The sequence below is a fragment of the Elusimicrobiota bacterium genome, assembly GCA_016722575.1.
Classification (GTDB): domain Bacteria; phylum Elusimicrobiota; class Elusimicrobia; order FEN-1173; family FEN-1173; genus JADKIY01.
In genome coordinates this window covers 577356-602884 of record JADKIY010000001.1, presented here as the reverse complement: position 1 = coordinate 602884, position 25529 = coordinate 577356, and the positions used below count along the sequence as shown (strand labels likewise).

Here is a 25529-nt window from a genome sequence, read left to right as displayed (position 1 = left end):
GAAGGCGTTGGGGTCCGGCGCGCTCGCCAAATAGGCGGTCACGTAATCGGTGAGAGGGAGGAACCCCCGGTCCAAAAGGGTCGCGGGATCGGCGGATTGTCCGAGGTTCCGTTCGATCGTGGCCCGGAGCTCTCCCGAAGACCGGGTGGAGTGAATGTGGCCCAGCGCCGCGTCGACCTCATCGGCAAAGGCGAGGAGCCGGGAGGAGCGCCGGGCGGCGTCCCAGGATTCGGCGCCGTCCCAAAACGCGGTGAGGCGGTCCACGGAGGCCCGGGGTTTTTGTTTTGGAGGAGGACCGCGAGGTCCCGGCTCCATTCCCGGACTTCCCGGGCGAAAGCGGCACGGGTCGACGGCGTGTCCTCGAGAAGGGCGGCGGGAACCTTCAACAGGACCCCCAAGGCGCCCGCGGCGGTCGGTTGAAACGCCAGGGCCGATCGGAGGTTCTCGGCGAGGGATTTGGAAAGGCGGGACAACCCCAGTCCCAAATCCAGGGGGCGAAGATTTTGGGCGGGGTCCCGGGTCAAGGAATCCCGCATCAGGGGCACCCATCGAACACGAACGGCCGATCGGCCGGTCGCCACGGGCGCCAGGGCGAAGGCCCGGTTCCAAACGTTTTCCATCGCCGCGGCGAAATCCAAAGCCCGCGCCTGGGCGGCGGCGGGATCGGCGGCGCCTCCCGCCCGGGCCTCGCGCTCGCCGAGCCGGCTCATCTCGACGATCAGTCGGTCGAAGGAGTCGGCTTTGTCCGCCCGCGCGGTTTCCGAGAGACCGTGTTGTTGGCCGTTCTGCAGCACTTGCCACTTCAACAGCGAAAGCAACCGAACCTGGTCCCGGCCAAAACGATGCAGGGCGCCGCCCACCTCGGCCACCGGATCGGATTGAAAATAGGCGAAGGGCCGCCCCCCGGACAGGTTATTCATCAAATCCTGGGAAAACGACCCGGCCACCTTTTCGCAATGATCAAAAACGGCGTTCAGGGTTTCGCTCATGCGCAGCGAAAGATTTTGGCTTTGGTAGGCCCGCTCCAAATTGACCCTCTGTTGCCCGGTGAAAAGGTTGACGAGGAAGAGAAGGGGCGACCCGCTGGACAAGACGCCCGCCGTTCGTTCGCTTTCCCGATCGGCGACGCCGTTTTTCGCCTTGACGGCCGCGTCGCGCAACTCTTTCACCAATCCATCGAGGGTCCGGTCCGCCCCCGTGGCGTAGGGCGAGCCCACCCGGGCGGCCTCCGAACGGAGTTCCCGTTGGAGGGATTCCACGTACCCTCCGAGCCGCGCAACGAACTCCTGTTCGGTGCGGACGCCGCCGAAGAATTTTTCGGGGTCGAGCCGGTCCCCCCGGGGGGACTCGGCCGTCGCCCGGGAAAGGACCGTCATCAGGCTCCGATGCTGTAGACCCACGGCCTGGAGCCAGGCGTCCGTCGATAACCCGACCGCCGCCTCGAACCGCGGGCGTTCGACCCCTTGGGCGAACGCCTCCCGGGACGACGCGCCCAAGGCCTCTTTCCATTGAACCGCCAACTGGGCAAAGGCGGCCCCCGCGGCCCGGTTCAACCCCTCGACCGCCTTGGGATCCCGGAGACTTTGGGCGAAGAATTTGGCGCGCCCCGTGAGATGCGATCCCAACAAATCGGGCCGCGTGGGCGTGTTCGCCTCCATTTGTTGGGCCAGGGCCGTCAGGCGGCGGTCGAACACCGCGTGCACCGAAGCCGCGCCCGATCGGCGCACCCCCGGCAATCGGGCGCTGAATTCGTCCATGGCGCCGAAATACGCCTCCAGCGCTTGGCCCAGATCCCCGACTTTTTCCACCCCGGTCACCGTTCGTTTGAAAAGGGCGTCCAATTGAACCAGGCTTTCCCGGTCGCCGTCGGTCAGGGTCTGGACGAAAGGGGTGACCAGCGCGTAGTGAATCACGGCCAGCCGTTGGACGACCGGCGCGGTTCGGCCGTTTTCGTTGAGCATCGTTTCGCGCACCCATTTTTGGTCGATGGCCACGGGAACAAAGTATCGGGCCATGACAAAATTCACGATCCCGGTCAGCCACGTTAAAACGGTGTCGGCCGGCCGGTCCGTCGGCGCAATCGGCATTTCCAACAGGATGGGCACCAACCGCTCAAAATCTTCCGCTTGACGCTGGGCGTCGGATTCCAACGCGGTGAACAACGCCCGGTCAAAAGCCTGGAACGCCCCGTGGAGTCGGTCCGCCGTCTCGGCCGCGGACCGAAGACTGTCCCGTTCCGGGGAAAGAGCCTCCTCCACGGACCGAACCAAGTCGCCGCGGTTGAAGAACACCGACGCGGTCCGGACCTCGGTCCGCGGATGACCCGGGAGATCGGCCAACAGATCCCGACGGACGCCGAAGGCGCGTTCGAGGAAATTTTCCGTTTCGCGGGTGAGTCGCGACAAGGCCGGACCGGCCTGTTCGCCGTTGGCCGAACGGAAAGCCGCCAAGGCGCTTTCCACGCCCGTCAGGGTCCCCTCGGTGCCCGTCCGCTCCGCCAACCGGCGCAAAAGGGGGAGGGACCGTTCTTCGAACAAACCGGCCAATTTGGGGGGCGCTTCCGTCATCAGGCCTTGGAGGGTTTTGGAGAAGTAAACGTCCTTGTGCAGACCCTTCAAGCCCTCCATTTCCCGATAAAATTGAAGGGCGTTTTGGGCCTGGGCCTGCAATTCCTCCTGCGCTTTCAAAACGGCGGGGATCGAGAACGCGTCGCGATCGGACGGACCGGCGGGGAGAAGCCGGGACAAGCTTAAAACGAAATCGGGGCGGTAGGTCATGGCCAGTCGGCGCAGGGGTTGGGGGACCAGCGTGGTTCGTTGAAGCTCGGCAAAAAAACCGTTCAAGGCCGCGCCGACGTCCTTCAATCGTTCCACGGAGGAATCCCGACCCTGCGCCCCCTTCAATTCCACCACGGAGAATTTCACCCGCTGGAGCGCCGGACCCAGGACGGGTTGCCGTTTCGCCAACGTTTCCAATTGCCGAACGATGTTGGTTTCCACATTGCCCGCCAAATGGGCTCCGGCCGCCCCCCAGAACGCTTCGGCGGCGGCGGGAACCGCGGAATCCATGGCCCCCCGGCCCCGAAGGGCGCCCGCGACTTCGGCGTCCAAGGACCGGTTCATTTCGTCGAGCATCTCCCGGAGCGCTTTTCGAATGTTTTCAACGCTCGTTAAAAACCGGTGATCGGGCGACGTCAATTTGCGGAAGGCAATGTCCACCAATCCGTTGTCCAGGTGGGCCACCCCCAAACGAGTCAGGCCTTCCCCCCGGGAAACGTCCAACCGGCCAACCACGGTCAATATTTTCTGAACGAATTGGCGCGGGTCCTGGCCCGGATCCTCCAGGGGCCGCAACGTCTCTTCCATGTCCCGGGCCGAAAGGATCGGCAATCCCCCGGCCGCACGAAGCGCGTTGAGGCGGGCCGCCATCTCCAAACCGAAAGCGTGGCGAACCCCGGCGGCCAATCCGTCCAACGTGTGGGATTCGGTCAAATGCACGAAGGCCGATTTTTCAAGGTCCCGCGTGGCCGAGGTTCCGAATTGCGCCTGGCCGGTTCCGACCGCGTGGGCCCATCCCACCCGGGCGCCCAAAAACGTGACAAAGGAGAAAACGGGAACCGCCAACGCCCGAAGGAGGCGGAACCGCCCGGGCCGGTGGAGACCGAACACCACCTTGTAGGATTCGATGATCGTCTTGTAAAAAGCGAGGAAACCGACCAAGGTCAGAACGCGGGCTCCCACCGGGACCGCCGTCGCCCACGAGGCGGATTGTTGAAACGCCGCCCAGGCCGCGGGGCTCCAAAACATTTCCGGGACCCCCAGCAGCGCCACGGCGACCACGGTGATCGCCGTGGACAACAACACGGAGGCCGCGATGGTCCAGCGGAGCCCGGGGCCGTAGGCGCTCAGAAACGCCTGGCCCCGCGGGAGCGTTGACGTCGGGGAAAATTGAAGAAACAGGGGCGCGCCCGGCTGCGCTTTGAGCGATACCCACCGTTGACCGTCGCCGCGATGCTCCTCGTCCCGAACGTAAAGATACCCTTTGACTTTCCCGTCCTGGGGCGTCCCGTGGGCGAGGACCACCACGCGGTCGCCGGCGTCCAAGTGTTGCCGAAGCTTTTCCACTTTGACGTCCCATCCGATGACGTCGACCGTGGTGCCGTCGGCGAGGACGATTTCCGGCACGCCGTTGGCCCGCCCGACCACCGCGGGAAGAACCTCAAAGCCTTTCCCGCTCAATTCCGCCGGGGTGTCCAACCGCTCCGCCACCTCGCCCAACTGGTGAACGGACGGATGGACGAGCAGGCCGAGCGATTGCACAAACATTCGGCCCAGGAGGATCGGGTAAAGGACGCCGTAGTGGACGAAGAAGAAAAATCGGCTGTTGCGCTGGAAAAAGAGCGTTAAAGCGCCAAATCGGATGGGCGCCAGCAGGCGATCCTCCCACGCCAATTGGGATTCCATTTGAACGAAAAGCATCAGGCGGAGCCGGGCCCAGGGCCGCGCCAGCCATTCGGCGGCGCGCGCCGCCCGGGCTTGCGAGATCAACCGGGCCGATAGGACGCGAATCGTCAGGAAGGCGACGCGGTAAAACCGGTGGAAAAACACCCCGTGGGCGATGCGAAGGGCCCGGTGATTGATTTGGAGGCGGCCGTCGGTTCCCAGACCCACGACGTCGTCGGCCCAAACGCTCGGGACGACGTCCCGGTCCATGGTTTTTTCCGCAAACAGGGCGTATTGCGCGAGCGCTTCGCTGTTCACCGCTTCGGACAATTCAGCGGCCAGGACCTTGTCCGTTTTTTTCCATTGGGAGAAGACCGCGCGTTTGTCCCGGGCGTGGAAAAGTCGAAAATGCAGGTAGGACAGGGCCATCGACGGCATCACCGCGGTCAAAACCGGGACGAGGAGGGGAATCCCCTTGAGGAAATAGATCACCGACATTCCCGTCGCAATCAACGTGCCGAAATGGCCTTGCAACGCGATGAGCACGAAGGGGGAAGAAAGCCCCGCATACATCGCGAGGCCGACCGCCGCGGTCGTCGCAAGGACGGCGGCTCCCGCCCAAACAAGTCCCACGGGCAATTGGGCGGACGCGGCCGGCGATTCCACCGCGGCGGCCGCGGGCGACTCGGGCGGGGCGCGGGCGGCTTCCGGGGACACAAACGCTTCGACCGCCCGGTCGGGGGCTTCCCGAAACGCTTCCGTGGCCTCCAGCGAAAGAAGGCGGTTGAGCCGATCGATCGCCATCGGGGTGCGCGCCAACGGCGCGCCCGCTCCGGTCGTCGCCGTCAAGCCGTCCTCGTTCAGGCGCAAATGAAGGACGGGCCCCTCCCCGTGGGATCCCGATTCTTCGAGAGTCCAAAGAGGCTGGCCGGTGCTTCGGGTGTGGGCGGAAAGAACTTCCAAGGCCGCGCGCGCCAACGGCCGGGCGCCGGGAGACACGCTGAACACCAACGGGGTCCGAACGACGCCTTCCCCCCGCAGATACAGGAGGATTCCCTGAACCGCGCGGAAAACATCGTTCTCCGTTGACACCTCGATTCGCCCGGTGGTGGGATTGGCGGACATCCAAGCGCTTCCCAGCGGCTCCACCCGGCGGCCTTCGCGGGCCGCTTCGACGTCCCCGCGCCACTCGTCGGGCGTGCCCGCCTCGTCCAATCGGGCCCGGCCGTTCCGTCCCCCCCGGCGGGACGGCTCGTACGCCTGGGCCACCAATTGGTCTTTGAACACATTCAGAAGCGCCCGGCGACGCGCCTCGGGAAGTTCCATGACCCGGGGGTCCAGCACCAGGCGATATTCCGGCGTCCCGTTGGGGGCGAGGCGGGGGCCGTACAGTTCGGCGTTCCCGATCTCCGGGAGCGCGGCCCAAAGAACCCGAACCTGCAATTTTCCGAATCCGTTGGGAAGGGTGAAGAACCCCGGGCCGTGATGAATGAATTCGGGGAAGAGGTCCATCAAACGGCGGGAGGCGCGGTCCGTTTTTTCCGGGGCCACCGGGCGCCGGTCGGTGTCGCCGGAGGTCACGGCCAAACGGCCCAGCCACGGCGGAAGGTCCCCGGCGGCTTTTCCCGCGGCCGGCTCGACGGATCGTTGAAAGGTCAACGACCCGCCCTCCAGCGCCTTCAACCGATCGGGCGACGTCCCGGCTTCGGGGGCGATCACCACATCCAACGTGTGGGAAAAATCCCGCCCGTGCGTGAATTGGTCCAGGGCCACCCACCGCGCGTTCTCGCGGATAAAGATCAGGGGCTCCTCGCCCAGGGCGCGGTCTCCCGGCAAAACGATCACCGGGCGGTCCATGACCCGGGGGGCCACTTCGGACGGTCCATAGACCGCGGCGATTGTTCCCCGGACGGCATCGGCCCGGCGGGCGGCTTCGGCGTCGGACAGGGTGCTGGTCGGGCCGGGCCGGACGTACCCCCGTTGGGCCAACACGCGGTGAGCATACCGCCCGAATTCGTAAATCCCTCCCCACAGCATGGCCGCCGGCCTAAAAACCGAATAGAGAATCAGGGTGTGGAGGAAATAACTCCAGGGGGGACGATCGGAGGAATTGCGGCTGGCGTGAAGCCGGGCCTGGCTGGCGTCGCGGAGAAAGAAAAATACCTGAAGGAATCCGGGCAATGTTTTCAGGCCCTTAAAAATTTCAATCGTTCGGCCCACCGCGGCGACCATGTGCGTGCGACTGTGCCGGGGCCCGGCCCGGTCCGCCATGACGCGCCGGGAATCCCCCCAAATCAAGGGATGGATGTCCCAGCGGGGGCCTTCGCCGCGCGCGAATCGTCGCGCCAAACGGGACCGAACGATGGAAAACAAGGCTTCGTCGGCGAAGACAAAAAGGTTGGCGGTGATGATCAGGGCCGCCACGAGGGAAAAAACGGCCCCCAGAGCGGCGCCGGGGCCGAGAAAACCGTCGAGCAAGAGGGTCACGTTGTCCATGACGGAGAAAGCAAACCCCGATTGGACGAAGACCAGATAGGCCACCGCCCCCAACGACCCCAGCAAATAACCGCCGTACAGGGAGAACCCCACCAGCGCTTGAAACCCCTGGGTTCGCGTCGTCTGGGCGGCCGCCCATTTTCGACCGGACCGCAACAGAGCGCGCGCGCCGTGGCCGGAGGCTCTCATCTGGATTTCTTGGCCCTCCACCCAAACCCACAGGCGACCGGCCCCGGTGTCCACGATCATAAGCGGTTGATTGGACCCGTTGATGGGAACCACCCGAGCCGAAAGAAATTTTTGGCCGGCGCTCCGCGCCCATTGCGCGCCCGTCGCTTCGGCCCGGTCGGATTTCAGGTTCTGGTTGATCCGCCGGGCGGTCTCCGGGTAAACCTCCACGGCGGTTTTTTCAACCGGCGCCGCGGCGTCCCCCAGACGGTCCGCCAACGACCGGTGCGCCGGGTCGATCAGCCCGGAAACCGCCAAAGCCGTTTCGAGGACGTCCCCACCGAAAACCGGGGGGGTGTGCCGCTTGGACGGGCGTGGGGCCCCCTGCTCCTCAACGCGCATTCCCGCGCGCCCGGCCGCGGACCGCAGGATTTCCGGGTCCCAGGGAGTGACCGCGACGGCGTCCCCCGCCCGGCCGCCATAAATCAAAGCGAGCGCCAGCTGCCAATCGTCCACCGATTCGCCCGTGGTGTCCAAGACCCTCAGTTTTTGCCCGTATTTGTGGATTTGGATCCCCAGCCGACCTTCGGAACCCTCCGCCCGCAACGCCCGCGCCAAGGCGTCCGAATCGCCGACGGTCACGAACCGCGACGCCACGTTCAGCCCCGCCGGCCCGAGCAACCGCTGATAAGCCTCTTGTTGCGACGCGGTGAGGCGGCGGATGTCCACGACGAAGCGCCCCGGCCCCGGGGCCCATTTCTTTCGAAGGGTCGCCAGATACGGCGCGTCCAAATCCTCTTCGACGGGGGTCAACAGGTTTTGCGCCCGGGCGATATCGAGGTTCTCCATCCATTGAATTTCCGAAAGAGGCAAAACACGGTCCCAGATTTTCGATTGGATTTCCGGCGGCACCGTCCGCCCGTGCCGGTCGTAAATCGTGGTTCCGGAAATCCCCAGGGCGTGCCCGCCTTCGGCCAAATGGCGGGCGATGCCCGCCAAGCTCGATTTCGCCGTGAGCCAGCGGACCGCGACGCCGTGGGCCGCAAAAACCCGCGCGTAAAGCTCCGCGAAGTCCTCGGCGGCGTCGATCAACACGATTCGGTGTTCGGGGTCGAATTTTTCCCGCACCATTTCGGCCAACCCCGTGGCGAAGCGAAGGTGCCGTTCTTCCTCGGTCATGACGCCGACGCGGGCGACGGCTTCGGTGACGACGGCTTTGGTTTTCGTTACGCGCCGTCGCGGGGTGTTGTCCGCGTATTCGGGGGTGAGGGTGCGAATCTGGGGCACTTCGCCGCCTTCAAAATATTGTTCTTCGTCCCGCAAACCCAGCGACGGACCGTTATAAACTTCGCCCACTTCGGAATCGCTGACTTCGCGACGGGCCTCGAAAGCCGCCGTTTCCAGGGACCGGGTGGCCACCCCCATTCGGCGCAGGGCCAGGGCTTGGGCCAAAAAAGTCCGTTGATCGGCCGACAACGCGTCGGCCGTTTGCGCGGCGGCCGCCGGCGAAGCTCCCGAGGAACGGGCCGCCAATTGCGCGACGACGTGTTCGATGATTTTTTTTTGGGCCAGACGGGGAAGGTCCAACAAGGCGGCGGACAAGAGAACTTCCGGGGCGTCGCCTTCCGCCCACTCGACGGCGCGCGCGGCGCGAGGATCCCCCGGGCGCGTCATTCGCACCCGCAGGGTTTCGCCGTTGGCCCGGGAAACGGCTATGGCGCCGTCGTCCTGAAGGGAGTGATCGCGGCCGAACCGGTCCAGGGACCGGCTCAAGGCGGCAACAAATTCCCCGACGTCCGGGTCCCCTCCGGGGACGGGCCGACTCCCCTGGAGGGCTAAACCGCTGGAGAGGAGCTCGTTCACGGATTCGATGGATGTCCCGACGGCCGGGACGGCCGCCGGGGGGGCGATTCCCGGTTCGGCGACGGGATTCGACGGGGCGGGGGCGGTCGCGCGACCGGCCGGACGGCCGCCCGGAACCCGAACCCACCGCCCGTTTTCACGTCGGTAATGGGGTTTGGCGGAGGGGGCGCTTTCGCTCCCGTCCGGGCTCTCCACCGTCGCGTCGGAGGCCGGAGCGGTCTCCCCCGCGACGAATTCTTTTTCCTCGACATCAAGCGCGGGAGCCGCCGATGTCCCGGGAGCCCCTTCGCCGTTCCCGACCCCGGGGAGCAAGGCGGGGGCGGCGGGTTCGGCGGATTTCATTCGGGCGGCGCGGATTCGGCCGAGGGCGGAGCGCCACGACCGCCCCGCGCCGGACCATCGGGCCCGAAGAGCCGCGGCCACGCCGGAACGGGCCCCCCATTGCGCCGCCCGGATCGACACCGCGATCAATCCGAGACCCACGAAATACGGCAGCGCGTTTCCGAGGAAAGCGGCGAGCGCCCCTCCCCCGAAGGAGAGGGCGAGGTTCGAACCCGTCGCGACGGCCGCGACGATGGCCGGCGAGGAGGGAAGAGCGGCCGCGGGAGCCGCCGCGTTGGCCGCCAGTTCCATCGCGGAGGCGGCCGCCGGGGCCACGGCCGTCAACGCCTCCACCCCGGGCCCCGCCACCGCGGAAATCGATGCGTCGGCCGCCGCCGAGGCGGCGGGCAGGAGGTCCGAAGGAACGGTGTAGGCGTGACCGGCCACGATCTGAGCCGGGTTGGCGATGTCCGGGTTGGCTTCAACGATTCGATGAATCACGTCCCAAACCTGGGCGCCGGTCGCGTGGTCCGTGCCGGACAAACGCAATATTTCCTTCGCCGCCCCCCAAAGATGCTCCCCGTGTTCCGGAGAAAAGAGGACTTTCCCCCCCTCCTTCACGAACTCGTAGGCGAGGGCGTCGGCCGGAAACAAAACGGCGGACGCCCCGTAGAGGAGCATCGTCACGGAGACGAAAATCAGGGCCTGGCCCCCCCACCGGGACAGGGCCGGCGTCCACCGTCCCATCCGGTCGCGCGCCGGACGGGACCACGTTTTGGCTTTTTCCCAAGCGCTCAAACCCCGGCGGTAAACCGAAACCTGGGTGTCGGGTCCGGCCGGAACGTTTTCCAATAGCGCCCGGGCCCTCGCCAAGGCCTTTCGAAGAAACGGCCCTCGCTCCTCGTTGGCTTCCATGGCGAGGAGAAGCTTTCCCCCCGGCGATCCCAAGACGGCCACGCCCGACCGTCCGTCCGGGGCGAGCTCAATTTCTTCAACGTTCGAAGGGAGGTCCGCGGAAGCGCTCCCGGGATTTGAAAGTCGTTCCGCCAGCGCTCCCGCCGCGGGGCCCAAAACGCGCACGGCGTCGGCCCGGACGCTTCGCCCGATGGTTCCCCCGATGGACAGCGTTTCCGCCAGGGTGATCCGCGGGGATTCGAACATCCCCTCCAGGGAAGATTTTTCCCCCACGAAAAGCTCGAAGGGATCCGGTGCCTTGTTTTCGGCGAAATCCGTCGTTTTGGGTGTCACGGTCAAGACCAACGCGCCTTTTTCTTTCAACAACCCCGCCACCCCGTCGGAGTGAAAACCGCCCGCCACAAAGAGAACCACCGGAAGTTCGCCGCCGGCCGCCGCTCCGCCGCGCCACAGGCCGTCCACGAGGGCGCGGTTCCTCTCCTCCGCCGTCGCGTAAAACGCTTCAAAGGAATCGAGGCCCTCGACCCAGTCCGTCCGGGGAGACGGCGGTTCGCCCAACAGACCCGCCAATCGGTCCGGGAAACGCGCGACCGCCTCCCGCCGGTCCTTGTATTGGCGCCACGCTTCGGTCGTGAGGGACAATTGGACCAGCCCGGCCAACAACCCGAGGTCCCGATCCGCTTCGTAGAGGTCCCACTGGCGGGATTCGACGCAAAGGGCCCGGGCCGTGGAGGCTTCCAAGCCGGCCATGTCCTTCCAAAGAACTTCCGGTTTAATGGCATCGGCGGCCAACACGTATCGAATATAGGTGGCGAAATGTGGGAATCGATCCAGGGAGAGTCCGGCCTTGGCCACCGCGCTTTTCACGTAGGCGTAATAGGGACCCGTGGCAAAGGTTCCGGCCCGGAAAGCCAACGACGCCTGCAAAAGGGAATCCAAATCCGCGGACCCCAACCGGTAGACCAGCTTTTCCATGAGGGAGGCCCGATCCCTCCGAACGGCTTCCATGTCCAGGGATTTCTCCAGACGGTAGGTGTCCAAGAAACGGGCGACGGTGGGAAGGGCGGCCAGGGAAGGCGTCCCGTTTTGCTTAAGAAGGAATTCAACGTACGCTCCCAGGTTCAAGGCCCCCGTTTCGTGCGCGGCCCGTTGCCGGTCGAATTCCAGAAGGGACGGCGGGTAAAGGCGGGTTTTGGCGTCTCGAAGGCCGGCCTGCCATTTCCCCAGGGACGCCCCCAATTCGGCGCGACGCGGGGCGGCCTCCTTGATCGCCCGAACATTCGTCCTATAGAGCTCCGGGTCTTCGGCGCCGAAAGCCCGCGGAGGGTGTTCCGCGCGGAGGAGCGCTTCTTCGGCCCCGCCGATGAGCCCGGCGTTCGCTAAAAAGGACGCCGCGGCGGCGTTGGAGGAGGCCGCGAAACGGCGAAAGGGGGAGGGATCCACGGGGCCCGCCGCCCCCTCCAGGGCCACCACCGCGCCGGGAACGGCTTCAAACAGGCCTTGCAAAAGGGAGGCGATGCGGCTTTGAATCGCCCGGTGGCCATGCACGTCCTGAATGCACACCACGATGGCCGATGGTTTTTCGTTGGGATCGAGGGGCCCGCGCACGTCACGAAGGGTGCCGTGCCGGGAGAGAATGGGAAGAATTTTTGACAGGGCATCCGCGTTCCCCGCCGACGCCGGGAAGGGGGTCGGAAGGGGGGTTCCCGCCGGGTAAGCGCTAAACGCGATTTCCGGCGTGGCGCCGGGTTGAAGAGGAGTTCCGGCCAGAGAGGCCAAAAACGTTTCCTGCCGCCGCGCGTCTCCGGCAAAGGCGGCCACGTCGAACCCCGGCCCCTGCCGCATTTTCCTCGCCGCCTGGGATCGATCCGCCCAAAAGTTGCTTTCAACGGCGTGGGCGCAAAGGACCTGGGTGAACAGAAAGGCGACGCTGAGAACGCCGCCCACCGCCCGCCGCCAGGGAAACCGAATCACGCGTTTTGCCTCCTGAAAATAAAGAAAGGGGATGGTCGCATCGAAGGCAAAAGCCCCCTGGACGCTTGGACGTTCTCCGTCGATTCGAAAGTCCGTTTTCCATCATCGACCATCGAATCCCCGAAGCGAGTGCGGCGGAGCGGGGTTTTGGCCGTTGGGACCCCATCGGCCTCTTCGGCCGGGAGGGGGGCGTAGGACAAAGGAACCAAAAACAGCGGGGCGGCCAGGGTTTGGGACCACCCGCAAGCAACGGCCATGACAAGCGAGGAACGAGGGGGAGCCATAAATTCTCCTTTTCCCTCATTCATTTAAATCCATCATAACGAAAGCGTGTTGCGCCCTTGTGGCGGGCGTGTAAACTCTGTGTGACGGAGATCGTCTTCCTCTGATGGACGGAAATTGATAATCTGAGCCGACGGTCGCCGCGCGCGGCCTCCCTTCCATACGCCAATCACAGGAGTTTAAAAATGAGGAAACAATTCCTGGGGATGGCGGCGTCCGTTCTATTCGCCGCTTCCCCCCTGACCGCCGTCCAAAACATCACCGTCAAAGGGTCCGACACCATGGTCATCTTGAACCAGCGGTGGGCGGAGACCTACATGGGCGCCCACAAAGAGGCCGTCGTGCAGGTGACGGGCGGGGGCTCGGGCACGGGAATTTCGGCGCTTCTGTCGGGATCGACGGACATCTGCGCCTCCTCCCGGCCCATGAGCGACAAGGAAAAGACGGATTTGACCGCCAAGGGCGGAACGGCCATCGAAATTCCGGTGGCCAAGGACGGCGTGGCGATCTACGTCAATTCGAAAAACCCCGTCAAGGAATTGACCATGGCCCAGATCAAAGACATCTACACGGGCAAGATCACCAATTGGAAAGACGTGGGCGGCGCCGACGGGCGCATCATCCTTTACTCCCGGGAAAATAATTCCGGGACCTACGTGTTCTTCAAGGAACACATGCTGAACAAGCAGGACTTCAGCCCCATGGCCCAAAGCCTGCCGGGGACCTCGGCGGTGGTGAACGCCGTCTCCCGGGACCCCAAAAGCATCGGTTACGGCGGCGCGGCCTACGCCAAGGGCATTCGATTTGTGGCGGTCAAAGCCGACAACCAAAGCCCGGCCTACCTGCCCGATGAGAGCCACATCCTCTCGGGGAAATACGCCGCCAGCCGCAACCTCTTCTTCTACCTTCGCGCCCCCGCCGCGGGCGACCTCAAGAAATTCATCGACTGGGTCCTGTCGCCGGAAGGCCAGGGCGTCGTGAGCTCCGTGGGCTATTTCCCCCTCAAGAAGGCCGCCTCGAAAAAATGAAGCGCCGCTGGTCCGAACGACTGATCGAAGGCGCCATCCGCCTGAGCGCCGGGCTCGCGATTGTGAGCCTGGTGCTCATCTTTGTCTTCATCGGCAAAGAAGCCCTGCCGCTGTTCACCTCGCCCGAAGCCCGGGCCGAGGCGGGCCTGGGGCGGCTCTTCGGCACCGGATCGGCCTCCACCGGCGACATCGCCACGACCTACGTGTGGCAGCCCGTTTCGGAAGAACCCAAATACTCCTTTTGGCCCTTGATCGCGGGGACGCTCAAGGCCACGGCGGTGGCGCTGCTCTTCGCCCTGCCCTTGGCCCTGGGCGCGGCGCTTTTCACCTCGGAGTTCGCGCCGCCGGCCCTGCGGGAGGTGGTCAAACCCGTGATTGAGCTTTTGGCCGGCATTCCCTCGGTGGTGCTGGGGTTCTTTGCCCTGATTGTCATGGCGACCTTCCTTCAAAACGCCTTCGGTCTGGATTACCGGCTTAACACCTGGAACGCGGGCTTCGCCCTGGGGCTGGCCGTGATCCCCATCGTCTACACGGTGGCCGAAGACGCCTTGAGCGCCGTCCCCCAGAGCTTTCGCGCCGGGTCCATCGCCCTGGGCGCCACGCCCTGGCAAACCGCCCGGCGGGTGGTCTTGCCCGCGGCTTTTCCGGGCCTCTTTGCCGCCGCGGTGCTGGGCTTCGGGCGGGCCATCGGGGAGACCATGATCGTTCTGATGGCCTCGGGCAACGCCGCCATCCTCTCTTGGAATCCCGGCCTGCCCTTCCGCAGTCTCTCCGCCACGGTGGCGGCGGAATTGGGCGAGGTGGTCAACGGGAGCCCCCATTACCACGTGCTTTTTTTCATCGGCGTCCTGCTGTTCGTCTTCACCTTCCTGATCAACCTCGCGGGACAGGTGTGGGTGAACCGACTTCAAAAACGGCTGGTGGGAAAATGAAGCGGGGCTGGATCAACTTCACGAGCGTCGCCTTCACCGTGATGACCGGGATCGCCTGCTTCGGCGTGATCCTCTTGGTGGCGCTCATTTTGGGGAATATCGTGTGGCACGGCGTCGGCCACATTTCCTGGGCCTTCCTGACGACGGCCCCCTCGGCCGGCATGACGGAAGGCGGCATTTTCCCGGCCATTTTCGGCACGGCGTTCCTGGTGATCCTCATGACGATCGCGGTCGTGCCCCTGGGGGTCTCCACCGCCATTTACCTCCGGGAATACGCCCCCGACCATTCCCGATGGGTGCCCCTGGTGCGCATGGCCATTCAAAACCTGGCCGGCGTGCCGGCCATCGTCTTCGGGCTCTTCGGCCTGGGATTTTTCATCCAGTTCGTCGGCCGGGGCCTCGACAAACTTTTTTTCAACAGCGCGCTCTATTTCGGCCAGCCCGCGATCCTCTGGGCCGCCCTCACCCTGGCGCTCTTGACGCTTCCCACCGTCGTGGTCGCCACCGAGGAGGCCCTGCGCGTCGTGCCCCGGGCCCACCGGGAAGTGGCCTATTCCCTGGGCGCCACTCGTTGGCAGATGGTGCGCCACGTTCTTTTGCCCCAGGCCACGGGCGGAATCCTGACCGGGACGATTTTGGCCGTGAGCCGCGGCGCCGGCGAAGTGGCGCCGATTCTGTTTACGGGCGCGGCCTATTACCTGCCTTACCTGCCCAAGCGACTGAACCAACAATTTATGGAATTGGGTTACCACGTCTACGTCATGGCCACCCAATCCCCGGACGTGGACGCCACCATGCCGATCCTCTACGCGACGGTGCTGGTCCTTTTGGTCCTGACCTTCGGTTTGAACTTCACGGCCATCCTGATCCGTTCCCGCATCCGCCGGAGGCTTAAACGATGAACACGGTCGCCGCCCCCAGCCGGGAAAAAATGGCCGCCCGGGACCTGACGGTTCGGACCGGGAAGACCGTCCTTTTGAATAAGGTCTCCCTGGCGGTTTTGGAACATGAGATCCTGGCGGTCATCGGCCCCGCTGGAAGCGGCAAAACGACCTTCTTGCGTTGCCTCAATCGACTGACGGATTTGGAAGGCCTGGCTGTGGAGGGCGAGATTCTTTTCAACGGGAAAAACATTTTGGACGCGGCCGCCGACACCACGGACCTCCGACGCCGGGTCAGCATGGTTTTCGCCGTGCCCACGCCGCTCCCCATGAGCATCGCCGACAACCTGCGCCTGGGCCTTCGGTTCACCCACCGGGCGGGCGCCTGGGGAGACCGCATCGAGTCCAGCCTCCGGGCCGCCTTCCTGTGGGACGAGGTGAAAGACCGCCTGGGCTCCTCGGCCCTGGATCTGTCCGGCGGCCAGCAACAACGCCTCTGCCTGGCCCGTAGCCTGATGCTTCAACCCGAGGTATTGCTGCTGGACGAGCCCTGCTCCGGGCTGGACCCCATTTCCACCGCCAAAATCGAGGAAGCGCTCCAGGGCCTGAAAAAATCCATGTCCGTGGTGCTTGTGACCAACAACGTCAAGCAAGCCTCCCGCACCTCGGACCGCACCGCCTTTTTGCTGATGGGCGACTTGATCGAAGTGGGCGACACGGGCCAAGTGTTCACGAGCCCCGCCCAGGAAAGGACCGCCGACTATGTCTCCGGACGTTTTGGATAGGCCCCGGGAACAAACCCCCGCCGCCCCGACGGCGCCGTTGGAACCCGCCCCGATTTTGGAGGCGCGGGATCTCAATCTTTATTACGGCGCCTTTCACGCCCTCAAAAACGTCTCCGTCGCCATACCGGACAAGGCCATCACCGCCTTCATCGGCCCCTCCGGCTGCGGCAAGTCGACGCTCCTGCGCACCTTCAACCGCCTGAACGACCTGATCCGCGGCGTGCGGGTGACGGGACAGGTCCTGTTGCACGGTCGGGACGTCTACGCCCCCAAGGCCGACTTGATTGGCCTTCGAAAACGCGTGGGCATGGTGTTTCAACGCCCCAACCCCTTTCCCATTTCGGCCTACGAAAACGTGGCCTACGGCCCCCGGGTCCACCATTTGTTCCGGGGGAAGGAGCTGGACGCGGTGGTGGAAAAGTCCCTCCGGGCCACGGGGCTCTGGGACGAAATCAAAGACCGCCTGGACACCCCCGCCCTCGCCCTTTCGCCCGAGCAGCAACAACGCCTTTGCATTTCCCGCCTTTTGGCGGTGGAGCCGGAAGTCCTTTTGATGGACGAACCCTGCTCGGCCCTGGACCCCATCGCCACCGGGCGCATCGAGGAAATGATCCAGGAATTGAAAAAGGCCTATTCCATCGTCATCGTGACGCACAACATGCAACAGGCGGCCCGGGTGTCGTCCCAGACGGCGTATTTTTTGTTGGGGGAGTTGGTGGAGTTCGGTCCGACGGCGCGCATCTTCACATCGCCCCGGGATCCGCGGACGGAACAATACATCACGGGGCGCTTCGGATAAGGAGATTTCCATGGAACGACATTTCGACGAAGAATTAAACCAGCTGAAAGAGCGGCTCCTCCGCATGGGGGCCATCGCCGAGGAAATGATTCAAAAGGCGGTCAAGGCCCTTCGGGAGCGGAGCGAGAAGCTCACGCAGGAAGTTTTTGAATCCGAAAAGCTCGTCAACCAAATGCACGTGGAAATCGACGACCGGTGCCTGAAGCTCATCGCCCTCCACCAACCCATGGCGGCGGACCTGCGGTTGATCACGGCGGCCATGAAGATCAATTCCGACCTCGAGCGGATCGCGGACCAAGCGGTCAACGCCGGGCAGACCTGCTATTACCATTTGTTCAAGGAGTCGCCGGTCCCCCAAATCAGCATGATCACCCAAATGGCGGAAATCAGCCAGAAGATGCTCCGGGACAGCCTGGACGCTTTTTCCCGACGGGACGTGGTCCTGGCCGACAAAGTGTTGAAGCAGGACGAGGAAGAAGACCGCCTCAAGGCCCAGGCCCTCACGAGCCTGATCGATCTCCTCAAGAAAGACCCCAGCCACTCCTCCCAATACGTGGACCTGATTCTCCTGTCCCGGAACATGGAACGCATCGGCGACCACGCCACCAACGTGGCCGAAGACGTGATCTTCATGGTCCAGGGGAAGGACATCCGCCACCACCTGGATCACCGGGACGAATAACCTGGGCCATCCCGACCACCGATTCGGCCGCCGTGTTCTGGCGGCTTTCCTCGCTTTTGGGTCTTTCCGCTCCCCCCTTCGGGCGGACTCCCTTGAACCGCGCTCCCTGCCCGTTTTTCCCGGCGCCGTCGGTTTCGGCACCATCACGCCGGCCGGACGCGGAGGGGTCGTCCTGGAAGTGACGACCCTGGAGGACGGCGGTCCCGGATCCCTTCGGGAAGCCCTGCTGGATTCCCGCCCCCGGGTCATCGTCTTTCGCGTCGGCGGAACGATCCGTCTGCGGGAAGATCTCTACATCAAACATCCCTACATCACGGTCGCGGGTCAAACGGCCCCCGGTGACGGAATCCTCATCCGGGATTTCGGCGTGACCGTTCTCACCCACGATGTATTGATCCAACACCTGCGAATTCGTCCAGGAACCGAGCGTCAAAAAAACCCCGAAAACAACGACGGGCTCGGGCTTTTGGGAGAAGCCTACGGCGGGGACGTTCACGACGTCGTTTTGGACCACCTGTCCGTGAGCTGGGCCGAGGATGAGAACGTGAGCGCCCTGGGCGGGCTTCGGGACGTCACGTTTTCCCATTGCCTCATCGCCGAAGGTTTGAACCGCGGCCGCCACGCCAAAGGCTCCCACAGCGCGGGGCTCCTGATCGACGACGTGGCCACGGCGACGGTTTATCGCTGTCTGCTGGCCCACAACGGGTTTCGAAACCCGGTATTCTTAAACAACTATCGGAAATGGAACGTCCTGGGCGAAATGGTCGAAACGGCCATTTACGACTGGGGCGATGTCGGAACGGAAATCACGAATTACGCCGCGGACCAAACCGAAGGTCTGCGGCTGAACCTTCTTGGGAACGTCTTTCGAGCGGGACCGTCCTTGAACCCCGGGTTTCCCTTTCCCATCGGCATCGGGCGGGAGGGCAATCCCCGGATCTATCTTCAAGGGAACGTGGATGGCACGGGGGCCCGGGACGACGCCTTGATGTCGGGAATCGGCTTTCGGTTGAATCGGAAGGGACTCCGGGTGGATCGCCCCTTTGACACCCCCGCCGTGGGAGCGGCGTCGGCCTCCGCCGACGTTTGGGAGGAGGTTCTGGCCTTGGCCGGCGCCATCCAACCCCGCCGGGACGCCGTGGACGCGCGAATCGTTGAAGAGGCTCGGAAGGGCACGGGGCGGATCATCGACTCCCCGGACCAGGTCGGGGGCTATCCGGATTTTCGGGGGGGCACACCGCCGCCCGATCTTGATCACGACGGGATGCCGGACGACTGGGAAAGGCGCCACGGTCTGGACCCGCGCCGCCCCGAGGACCGGAACGACGATGGGGACGGGGACGGCTACACAAAACTTGAGGAATACCTCTTTTCCCTTCTCCGCTGAGGAACGCCCCGGGGGCGTCCCGACGGTTTAGAGCCGCTCCTTCTCCTCACAGAATTTAACGCCGTGTTTTTCAAGAATTGCCGCCAGGGACGATCGGACCGATTTTGTTGCCCCTCCCTCCAGAATCAGGAAAGTCACGCGCCGACCGTTTAAACAACGGGAAGGTTCCATGGGTTGGGTGTGGATTTGGGCCGTTGAGGCCGGGTCGTGGAGATCGATGTAGAACCACAGACCGTCGTCGTCGGGGGAGGGGACCGCGGCCGTCCATCCGCCGGAATGACGCGGCGTGTGCGTGCGGAAGGCGTATTCAATCGACAGGCGGTCCACATTCCAATGCTTTTGCGGGGAAAAGTCGGACAACTGCGGAAAATCCCCTTTAAGCGCTGCAATGTCTTCGGCGATCCCTGCCATTGATCTTGCATGAGCCTTTAAATTCTTCGCGTCCACGCTCCCTCCTCCGACCCCCACGAGAAGCAGGCAGGCTCCCGCCAATACCGTCTTATGTCCCATGGGTGGTTCCTTTCGAGACGCCGATTTTTTCTTCGTGGATTTTACCCTTTTAAATCCGGATTTCTACCCCTCCGGATAGGGACCGGGCCGCCGACCCCTTCCGGGAAACGCGCGGCCCCCGTTTTTCAACGGGGGCCGCGCGCGTTGCCTCGTGGTGTCCGATTAGAAGGTGAACCCGAATTTAGACGCCTGGGACCGGACCGCGTTCAGGACCGCCTGGTCCAGGCTGTCCTTGTTCCCCGCGGATTTTTTCGACAGGAAGGATTGCCGCTTGGATCCCAGGGCGTTCAATTGCTTTTGAATCTGTTCCCGCTCCGCGCCCTTGGCCCGCAGGGCTTCCTCCAACTCTTTATCGCCTTTTTCCCTTAATTCGGCGGGGAGGTCGTCCTTCTTAAGTTCCCCCGCCTTGAGGGTGCCGCCGGCCACGCCGCTCACAGCGTCCACGCTGTTCATGGATTCGGCGTATTGGCCTTTGGATTTGTAAAGCGACCGTTCGACCGCCGCCCCGGCGGGCGCCGCGGCCACGGCGCCTTCGTCCGCCAAGGCGCGGCGCTGGGCGGCTTCCCGGCCCCGGGACCCGTAGTAGACGTAGGTGTCGTTCAACGCCCGGCCCAGGCGCTCGATTTCATCGTCGTAGGGGCTGCGCATCACCGCGATTTGCTGGTCCTGGTTGATGGTCAGGTAGGCGCCCCGGCCGCGTTCCGCGCCGTTGGCCCAGGACGTTTCAATCCCTTCCCGGCGGTCGCCGCAGAAGATGGTGTTGACCAGGATGTCCCGGCCCACGGCCCGCTGAATGGCGTCCCGGTAGCTCACCTCCCCTTGGGTGAAGGGTTCGTTGCCGGCGATGAAGAGAGTTTTATAGGTGGAAGACCGGGTGTCCCAGGGAAGGTTTTTGACGGCGTCGTTGATGACCGCGCCGCAGTATTCCTCGCCGCCGTTGGTGCGAAGCCCGAAGAGTTTTTCCGAAATGCGGTCCAAATCGCCGGTGAAAGACACCACTTGCCGGAGGTAACGTTCCCCGGCCGGCAGGCCGGCGTTGCCGTATTCGTAGAGGGCCACTTCGATCCGGGGAGCGTAGCCCCGGCAACGGGCCCCGGCCAGGTCGTTGACGATGCGCCAGAGCTGGGATTTGGCTTGGTCGATCAACCCGTCCATGCTGTTGGAAGTGTCCAGCAGGAGCGCCAATTGGACCAACGGCTTATCGGGACGCGGATCGACGGGATGGGCGTAAAGGGGGAGCGAGAAGACGCTTAAAACGAGGGCGAGAATCTTTTTCATGACAGCCTCCTGGGGTGGTTCCTACCCCAGATGACACCAAACATATCAGAAAGTTCCGTGGTGGTGGCTTGTGCTAATTTCTAGCCGTCGTTCTATTGTTGTAGTCGATTAACTAAATTATGTCCAACGGTGTAGCAATACAATGCCGTTGGAATAAATTTAATGCGGAGCTGATCCACATGCTTGAAAACTGTTGCCGTCCTTGTTGTAACCGCAATTTCACTGAGTTTGTTCCATTTGCAGAAGTTCAATACATTCTTGAGATCACTGAGGTTATCGACACACCGGTCACTCCATTTCACTTCAACAGCCCATCTTGGTTTTTGCTTGTGGTCTAAACTCACGATATCGACTTCCCCGTCTTTCCAGCGCGCGTAATATAGGACATCCGATGTATTATGAAACCATTGAGAAAATATCCCGGTTTCCGCAAGATAGCCCATGGCAGGATCATCGATTTCAATAGCAGAGAAAAGAGCGCTTCGAATGGATGGGTTGGTTAAATAAACTTTAAATGACGTTGCACGTTGGAATCGACGTGCATTATGTGAAATTTTGTGGACCACTTTAATTAGAAAGGCCGCTTCCAAATAGTCGATATATCGTTTGATGGTATTTTTCGCCACTCCCGACTTTTCTGCCAACCCCTCAAGGGATACTTCGTTGGCGGTGTTGAACGCCAGCGTTGTGAACAAATAATTCAATTCTTGAATATCTTGTATGCCATACAATCCGGGGAGATCCCGGAGAAGAACTTTATCAACGATGTCACTCTTAATAAATCTCGCTGGGTCTGCGCGGATCGCCTCAGAGAATATTGCTTCGGGGTACCCTCCGAAATTAAGGTAACTCATGAATTCAGAATTTAAGTTATTAATGTCATTTGTTTCGAACCAATCTGTTTCCTCATTGTGCTTGACCAATACATTTTTTTCCAAGAGGTCCAAATATTCGTGAAATGTCAGCGGCGGCAATAGGAATTCCGTGAATCTGCCGGCTCCCGATTCAAGACTTTTTAAGCGCAGCGCCGCGGCGGCGGAACCTGAGGCAACAAACCGAATATTGGGTTTTGTGTCCACCAAGTTCTTTAATTGAGTTTCCCAATTACGGAGATACTGAATTTCGTCTAGGAAAAGAAAAGCTTGCTTTGATTTTAAATCTGCACCACTGGCACTTTCAAAAAGTTCTATAAAATCATCCAGTCCACACTCATTAAACAATGGCGCATCAACGGAGATGTAGCAAATCTGCCTCGGATCAATTCCCGTTTCAATTAGCTGTTGTACCGCCTGATGGATCATGACGGTTTTTCCTACACGTCTCGGACCCATTAGGACAACTGCTCTTTTTACATTCAATTTTTCAACGAGCGGCATAAATAGTTTGAAATACGCTCTTCGTCGCATGCCATAAAATGTATCGTTGATTTGGTGTTTTAAACCCCACCAAATATTTTCTGCCTGGATTCGGCGAATTATTTGTTCTTTCGGAATTTCCCTCATAAGATCATTTAACTAATCTTATTATACAATGCAAACAAAATAAGATCAACCGATTGATTCTAATTAAAAATTTCCTGAAAACATTTGTTAGTAAACGGAATACAATTCAAAAAATTTCTACTGCTCGGCATTGAACGGGACCCCCTGTAATTACCGGCTTGATTCCATCAATAAAAACATTGATCTCACTTCGAACACCAAAATTCTCTAAATAAATCCCTGGCTCAATAGAGAATAGGGTGCCTGGCAAAATGTGGCGGAGCTCCCGGGTCTCCAGGCCGTCCATGTTGGCGCCGTTGGCGTGGTCCTCGGTGCCGATGGAGTGGCCGGTGCGGTGAATGAACTCTTTGCCGTAACCGGCCCGTTCAATGACCGACCGGGCGGCGCGGTCCACTTCCCAACCATAAACCGCTTTCCCCGCCTTGAGCCGCTTCGAGACGAACTCCACGGCCGCGTCCCGGGCCCGGCGGACGATTTGAAAAATCCGCTCGTATTTCTCCGGCGTCTTCTTCCCGACGAAACCGCACCAGGTGATATCGGCGTAGACCGCGTCGGGGCCCTTGGGCTTTGCCCAGATGTCCAACAGGACCCAATCGCCTTTTTTGATGGGCGAGTGCCGAACCGAGGTCGGTGCGTAGTGGGGTTGGGCGCTGTTCTTATTGATCGCCACGATGGGGTCGGCGTTGGTCACCAAACCTCGGCGGACGTACTCCCGAAGGATGAAACGCTGAACGTCGAACTCCGTGGTTCTCACCTTCGCTCGAACGGAACGGGCGATGAAATCAAAAGCCTTGAGAATTATTTGATGAAGATGCCGGGCCGTGGTCCGGTGTTGTTCCCATTGGCGGGGCGCTAAAACCGACTCGAACCGCTGAACCAAATCGCCGGAGGATACGACCCGGGGGCCCAGGGAGCGCACGAGTTCCACCGTGCCGGCGTCGACCCGGGAAAGGGTGGGTACCGCGTTTTTTGGGGAATATTGCATGGCGACTCGACGTGCGCCCCGAACGGCCCGGCCCAGGCCCGCTTCCAGCTCCCGCCAGGAAGCGTAGGAAAGAGTTTGCCCCGGCAAGTGATCGAGGGCGTCGGGCTCGATGCGGTGAACCAATTTAACGGGCGCGCCCCGGCCCGGCACGAAGTAGTACCAGCGGCGGGTGAAAAACTTTTTTGGGGGCACCCGAAGAAGTCGAAGGGCCAGCGGGTCGTTGCCTTGGAAAAAATAAAGCAGCCAACCGTCGATGCCCTCCTCCCGGAGGGCTTTTTGAACGGGCCCGAGGAGGAATTTGGATTTCGAGGGACGGTCAGACATGGAATCGGACCTGTTGCCACACGCGGCGGGTTAAACTGGAAATGGCCAGGCGATTGATGTCCTTGGCGGGGAACCATCGGTTTCCCCCAGCCGTTTTTTCCAGCGTGCAACGCCAGGGATGCACGACGATCTCCCGGTGGGACAGGGTGTGCCGCAGGGCGGCCAGGGGTCGGGGCGAAGAGGGGGCGGCGTTGAATCGGTCCCGAAGAAAACGAGCCACCTGGGCCGTCGGCGGAGGATCTTTAAATTCCAACCCCGGGAACTCCCAGAGCCCCGCGTAAAGGCCCGTGGCCGGGCGGCGGCGCAGGAGCCATCGGCCGCCTTTCTCGACGATGGCCGCGTGGATGTGCAGTAGTTTTTTCGGACCATCGGCCCCGACCACGGGGAGGTCCGATGGACGACCTTTCCGGTTCGCCCAACACCGGGCGGCCAGGGGGCAAACCGCGCAATCGGGACTCGCGGGTTTGCACACCGTGGCCCCCAGGTCCATGAGGGCCGAATTAAAATGTCGCGCGCCATCGGGCGGCACCAACGTCCGGGCCAAATCCCAAATTTTCTTAAGGACCGGGGGCTCTTTCGTGTTCCGGCGTATTCCATAGACCCGGGACAGAACCCGGATGACGTTTCCGTCCACCAGGGCCTCGGGCTGATCGTAGGCAAAAGATAAGAGGGCGCCGGCGGTGTAAGGCCCCACTCCGGGGAGGTCCTCCACCTCCGCCCGGGTGCGGGGCAAGCGCCCGGCGTGTTCCGCGACGATTTTTTGGGCGGCCTTTTGCAGATTCCGCGCCCGGGCGTAGTAGCCCAGTCCGGACCAACGCTCCAGGACTTTTTCCTGGGGGGCCCGGGCCAGAATCTTAAAAGTTGGAAACCTTTTTAAGAATCGGTGAAAATAGGGAATGACCGTTTGGACCCCGGTTTGCTGGAGCATGAGCTCCGATACCAGGATTCGGTACGGATCCGGGCCCGACCGCCCTTTCCCAGAGCTCAAGGACGGCGGGCGGTCGCGAAGCGACCGAAACCCCCGCCGCCAGGGGAGGTCGTGGCGGCCGTGCTTTTTGTACCAGGCCAGTAGCCGCGTACGAAAAAATTCGGCTTTAAGGGCAGCCATGTTCTGAAAACCGTTTCAGCGAATGGGCCGGGAATTCCCATTGGGGCGAGTTCATGGACCCGTCGGCCGGGGCCGGAAACCAGGGGGCCCCCGTGTCGGGATTTCTCAGCACGTGAATTTCCTGGGCGGGCATGTAGCTTTGAAGAAGGATCACCCACGTCGACCCGTCCCGTCCCCGGGCGGCGTCCGCGACGATCACCGCGTGGCCGGGGGAGCCGCCCTGAATATAAACATCGCCGATTTCCGGCGGCCGTCCGCTGGGGACCGCCGCGAGTTCCCGGCTGAGGGACAAGGTTCCCGCCCAGCGAAAAAGGGTGAACAGGTAATTTTCAAAGGAAGCCCGGGAGGTGTCCGTGGAAGCCCGGTGGAACCAGGCCACCCGGGAACCCAGGGCCGAGGGCCGATCGCCCCCGGACCATCGCGACCAGGGGCAGGGATCGCCGTTGGTGAATCGAAAACAAACGTCCGCGTCCCGGCCCGCCGCGTGGAGGTATTCGGCCCGAAGGCGAATGACGGCGTCGGCGCACTGTTGCAAATCCTTGTTCCCGACGGAGATGTCCACCACGGCCGCGTGGAGGTCCTGCCGATTTTTGAGGGACCCGTCATACAGGTGAACCGGAGGGCGACCGGGTTTTAACGGCAAGCCTTGGAGCCAGGCCCCGAAAGAATTCACCGGCGGTGAAAGTCGAGCCGTTCCCCGGGGGGGTTGAAACCGGGACTGGATCGTCCCGCCCTCAACGGCGTGGGACCAGGGGTACGATTCCGCCCGGAGGGAAGCGGTGATTGGAAGGAATCCAAAAAGAAAAAGCGGCAAGCGAAGGGACCGGCCCATGGGGTCATTCTACCAAAGGGACGGAAGGGGATCGG

The 25529-nt window shown here is 62.6% G+C and carries 14 protein-coding genes; 7 read left to right on the top strand and 7 right to left on the bottom strand.

Annotated features, from left to right (window positions below):
* Positions 1–38: 38 nt before the first annotated feature.
* Positions 39–12179 (bottom strand): hypothetical protein, encoded by a 12141-nt coding sequence (locus IPP68_02730; GenBank protein MBL0349277.1) that lies wholly within the window; start codon positions 12177–12179, stop codon positions 39–41.
* A gap of 467 nt (positions 12180–12646) precedes the next feature.
* Between IPP68_02730 and IPP68_02725 the strand changes: the two genes are divergently transcribed.
* The 7 genes from IPP68_02725 to IPP68_02695 all read left to right on the top strand — a co-directional run bounded on the left by IPP68_02725 (position 12647) and on the right by IPP68_02695 (position 18955).
* A complete protein-coding gene (locus IPP68_02725; GenBank protein MBL0349276.1) occupies positions 12647–13489 on the top strand; it encodes a phosphate ABC transporter substrate-binding protein in 843 nt (280 codons plus the stop codon).
* Positions 13486–14421, top strand: coding sequence for a phosphate ABC transporter permease subunit PstC (gene pstC / locus IPP68_02720; GenBank protein ID MBL0349275.1), 936 nt, complete (start codon positions 13486–13488; stop codon positions 14419–14421). The genes IPP68_02725 and pstC overlap by 4 nt, the downstream gene beginning before the upstream one ends.
* Entirely contained in the window at positions 14418–15323 is a 906-nt protein-coding gene (pstA, locus tag IPP68_02715; protein ID MBL0349274.1) for a phosphate ABC transporter permease PstA, read from the top strand. Before pstC ends, pstA begins: the two co-directional genes overlap by 4 nt.
* Positions 15324–15352: 29 nt before the next feature.
* Positions 15353–16087, top strand: coding sequence for a phosphate ABC transporter ATP-binding protein (locus IPP68_02710; protein ID MBL0349273.1), 735 nt, complete (start codon positions 15353–15355; stop codon positions 16085–16087).
* Positions 16065–16886, top strand: coding sequence for a phosphate ABC transporter ATP-binding protein (gene pstB, locus IPP68_02705; protein MBL0349272.1), 822 nt, complete (start codon positions 16065–16067; stop codon positions 16884–16886). The genes IPP68_02710 and pstB overlap by 23 nt, the downstream gene beginning before the upstream one ends.
* Positions 16887–16896: 10 nt before the next feature.
* On the top strand, positions 16897–17568 hold the full coding sequence (phoU, locus tag IPP68_02700) for a phosphate signaling complex protein PhoU (protein ID MBL0349271.1): 672 nt from the start codon (positions 16897–16899) through the stop codon (positions 17566–17568).
* Positions 17569–17746: 178 nt separating this feature from the next.
* Positions 17747–18955, top strand: a complete 1209-nt coding sequence (locus IPP68_02695) for a hypothetical protein (protein MBL0349270.1) — start codon at positions 17747–17749, stop codon at positions 18953–18955.
* A gap of 27 nt (positions 18956–18982) precedes the next feature.
* Here IPP68_02695 and IPP68_02690 read toward each other — a convergent pair whose 3' ends face one another.
* From IPP68_02690 to IPP68_02665, 6 genes are all read right to left on the bottom strand, one after another.
* The gene (locus IPP68_02690) at positions 18983–19465 is read right to left on the bottom strand and encodes a hypothetical protein (protein ID MBL0349269.1); all 483 of its coding nucleotides are present in this window, start codon (positions 19463–19465) and stop codon (positions 18983–18985) included.
* 162 nt (positions 19466–19627) lie between these two features.
* Positions 19628–20743, bottom strand: coding sequence for a VWA domain-containing protein (locus IPP68_02685; GenBank protein MBL0349268.1), 1116 nt, complete (start codon positions 20741–20743; stop codon positions 19628–19630).
* A gap of 92 nt (positions 20744–20835) precedes the next feature.
* The gene (locus IPP68_02680) at positions 20836–22245 is read right to left on the bottom strand and encodes an ATP-binding protein (GenBank protein ID MBL0349267.1); all 1410 of its coding nucleotides are present in this window, start codon (positions 22243–22245) and stop codon (positions 20836–20838) included.
* 106 nt (positions 22246–22351) lie between these two features.
* On the bottom strand, positions 22352–23554 hold the full coding sequence (locus IPP68_02675) for an aminopeptidase P family protein (protein ID MBL0349266.1): 1203 nt from the start codon (positions 23552–23554) through the stop codon (positions 22352–22354).
* Positions 23547–24662 carry an A/G-specific adenine glycosylase gene (gene mutY / locus IPP68_02670; protein MBL0349265.1) on the bottom strand — a complete coding sequence of 372 codons (1116 nt, stop codon included), beginning with the start codon at positions 24660–24662 and terminating at the stop codon, positions 23547–23549. The genes IPP68_02675 and mutY overlap by 8 nt, the downstream gene beginning before the upstream one ends.
* Positions 24649–25494 (bottom strand): DUF4846 domain-containing protein, encoded by an 846-nt coding sequence (locus IPP68_02665; protein ID MBL0349264.1) that lies wholly within the window; start codon positions 25492–25494, stop codon positions 24649–24651. The genes mutY and IPP68_02665 overlap by 14 nt, the downstream gene beginning before the upstream one ends.
* Positions 25495–25529 lie beyond the last annotated feature (35 nt).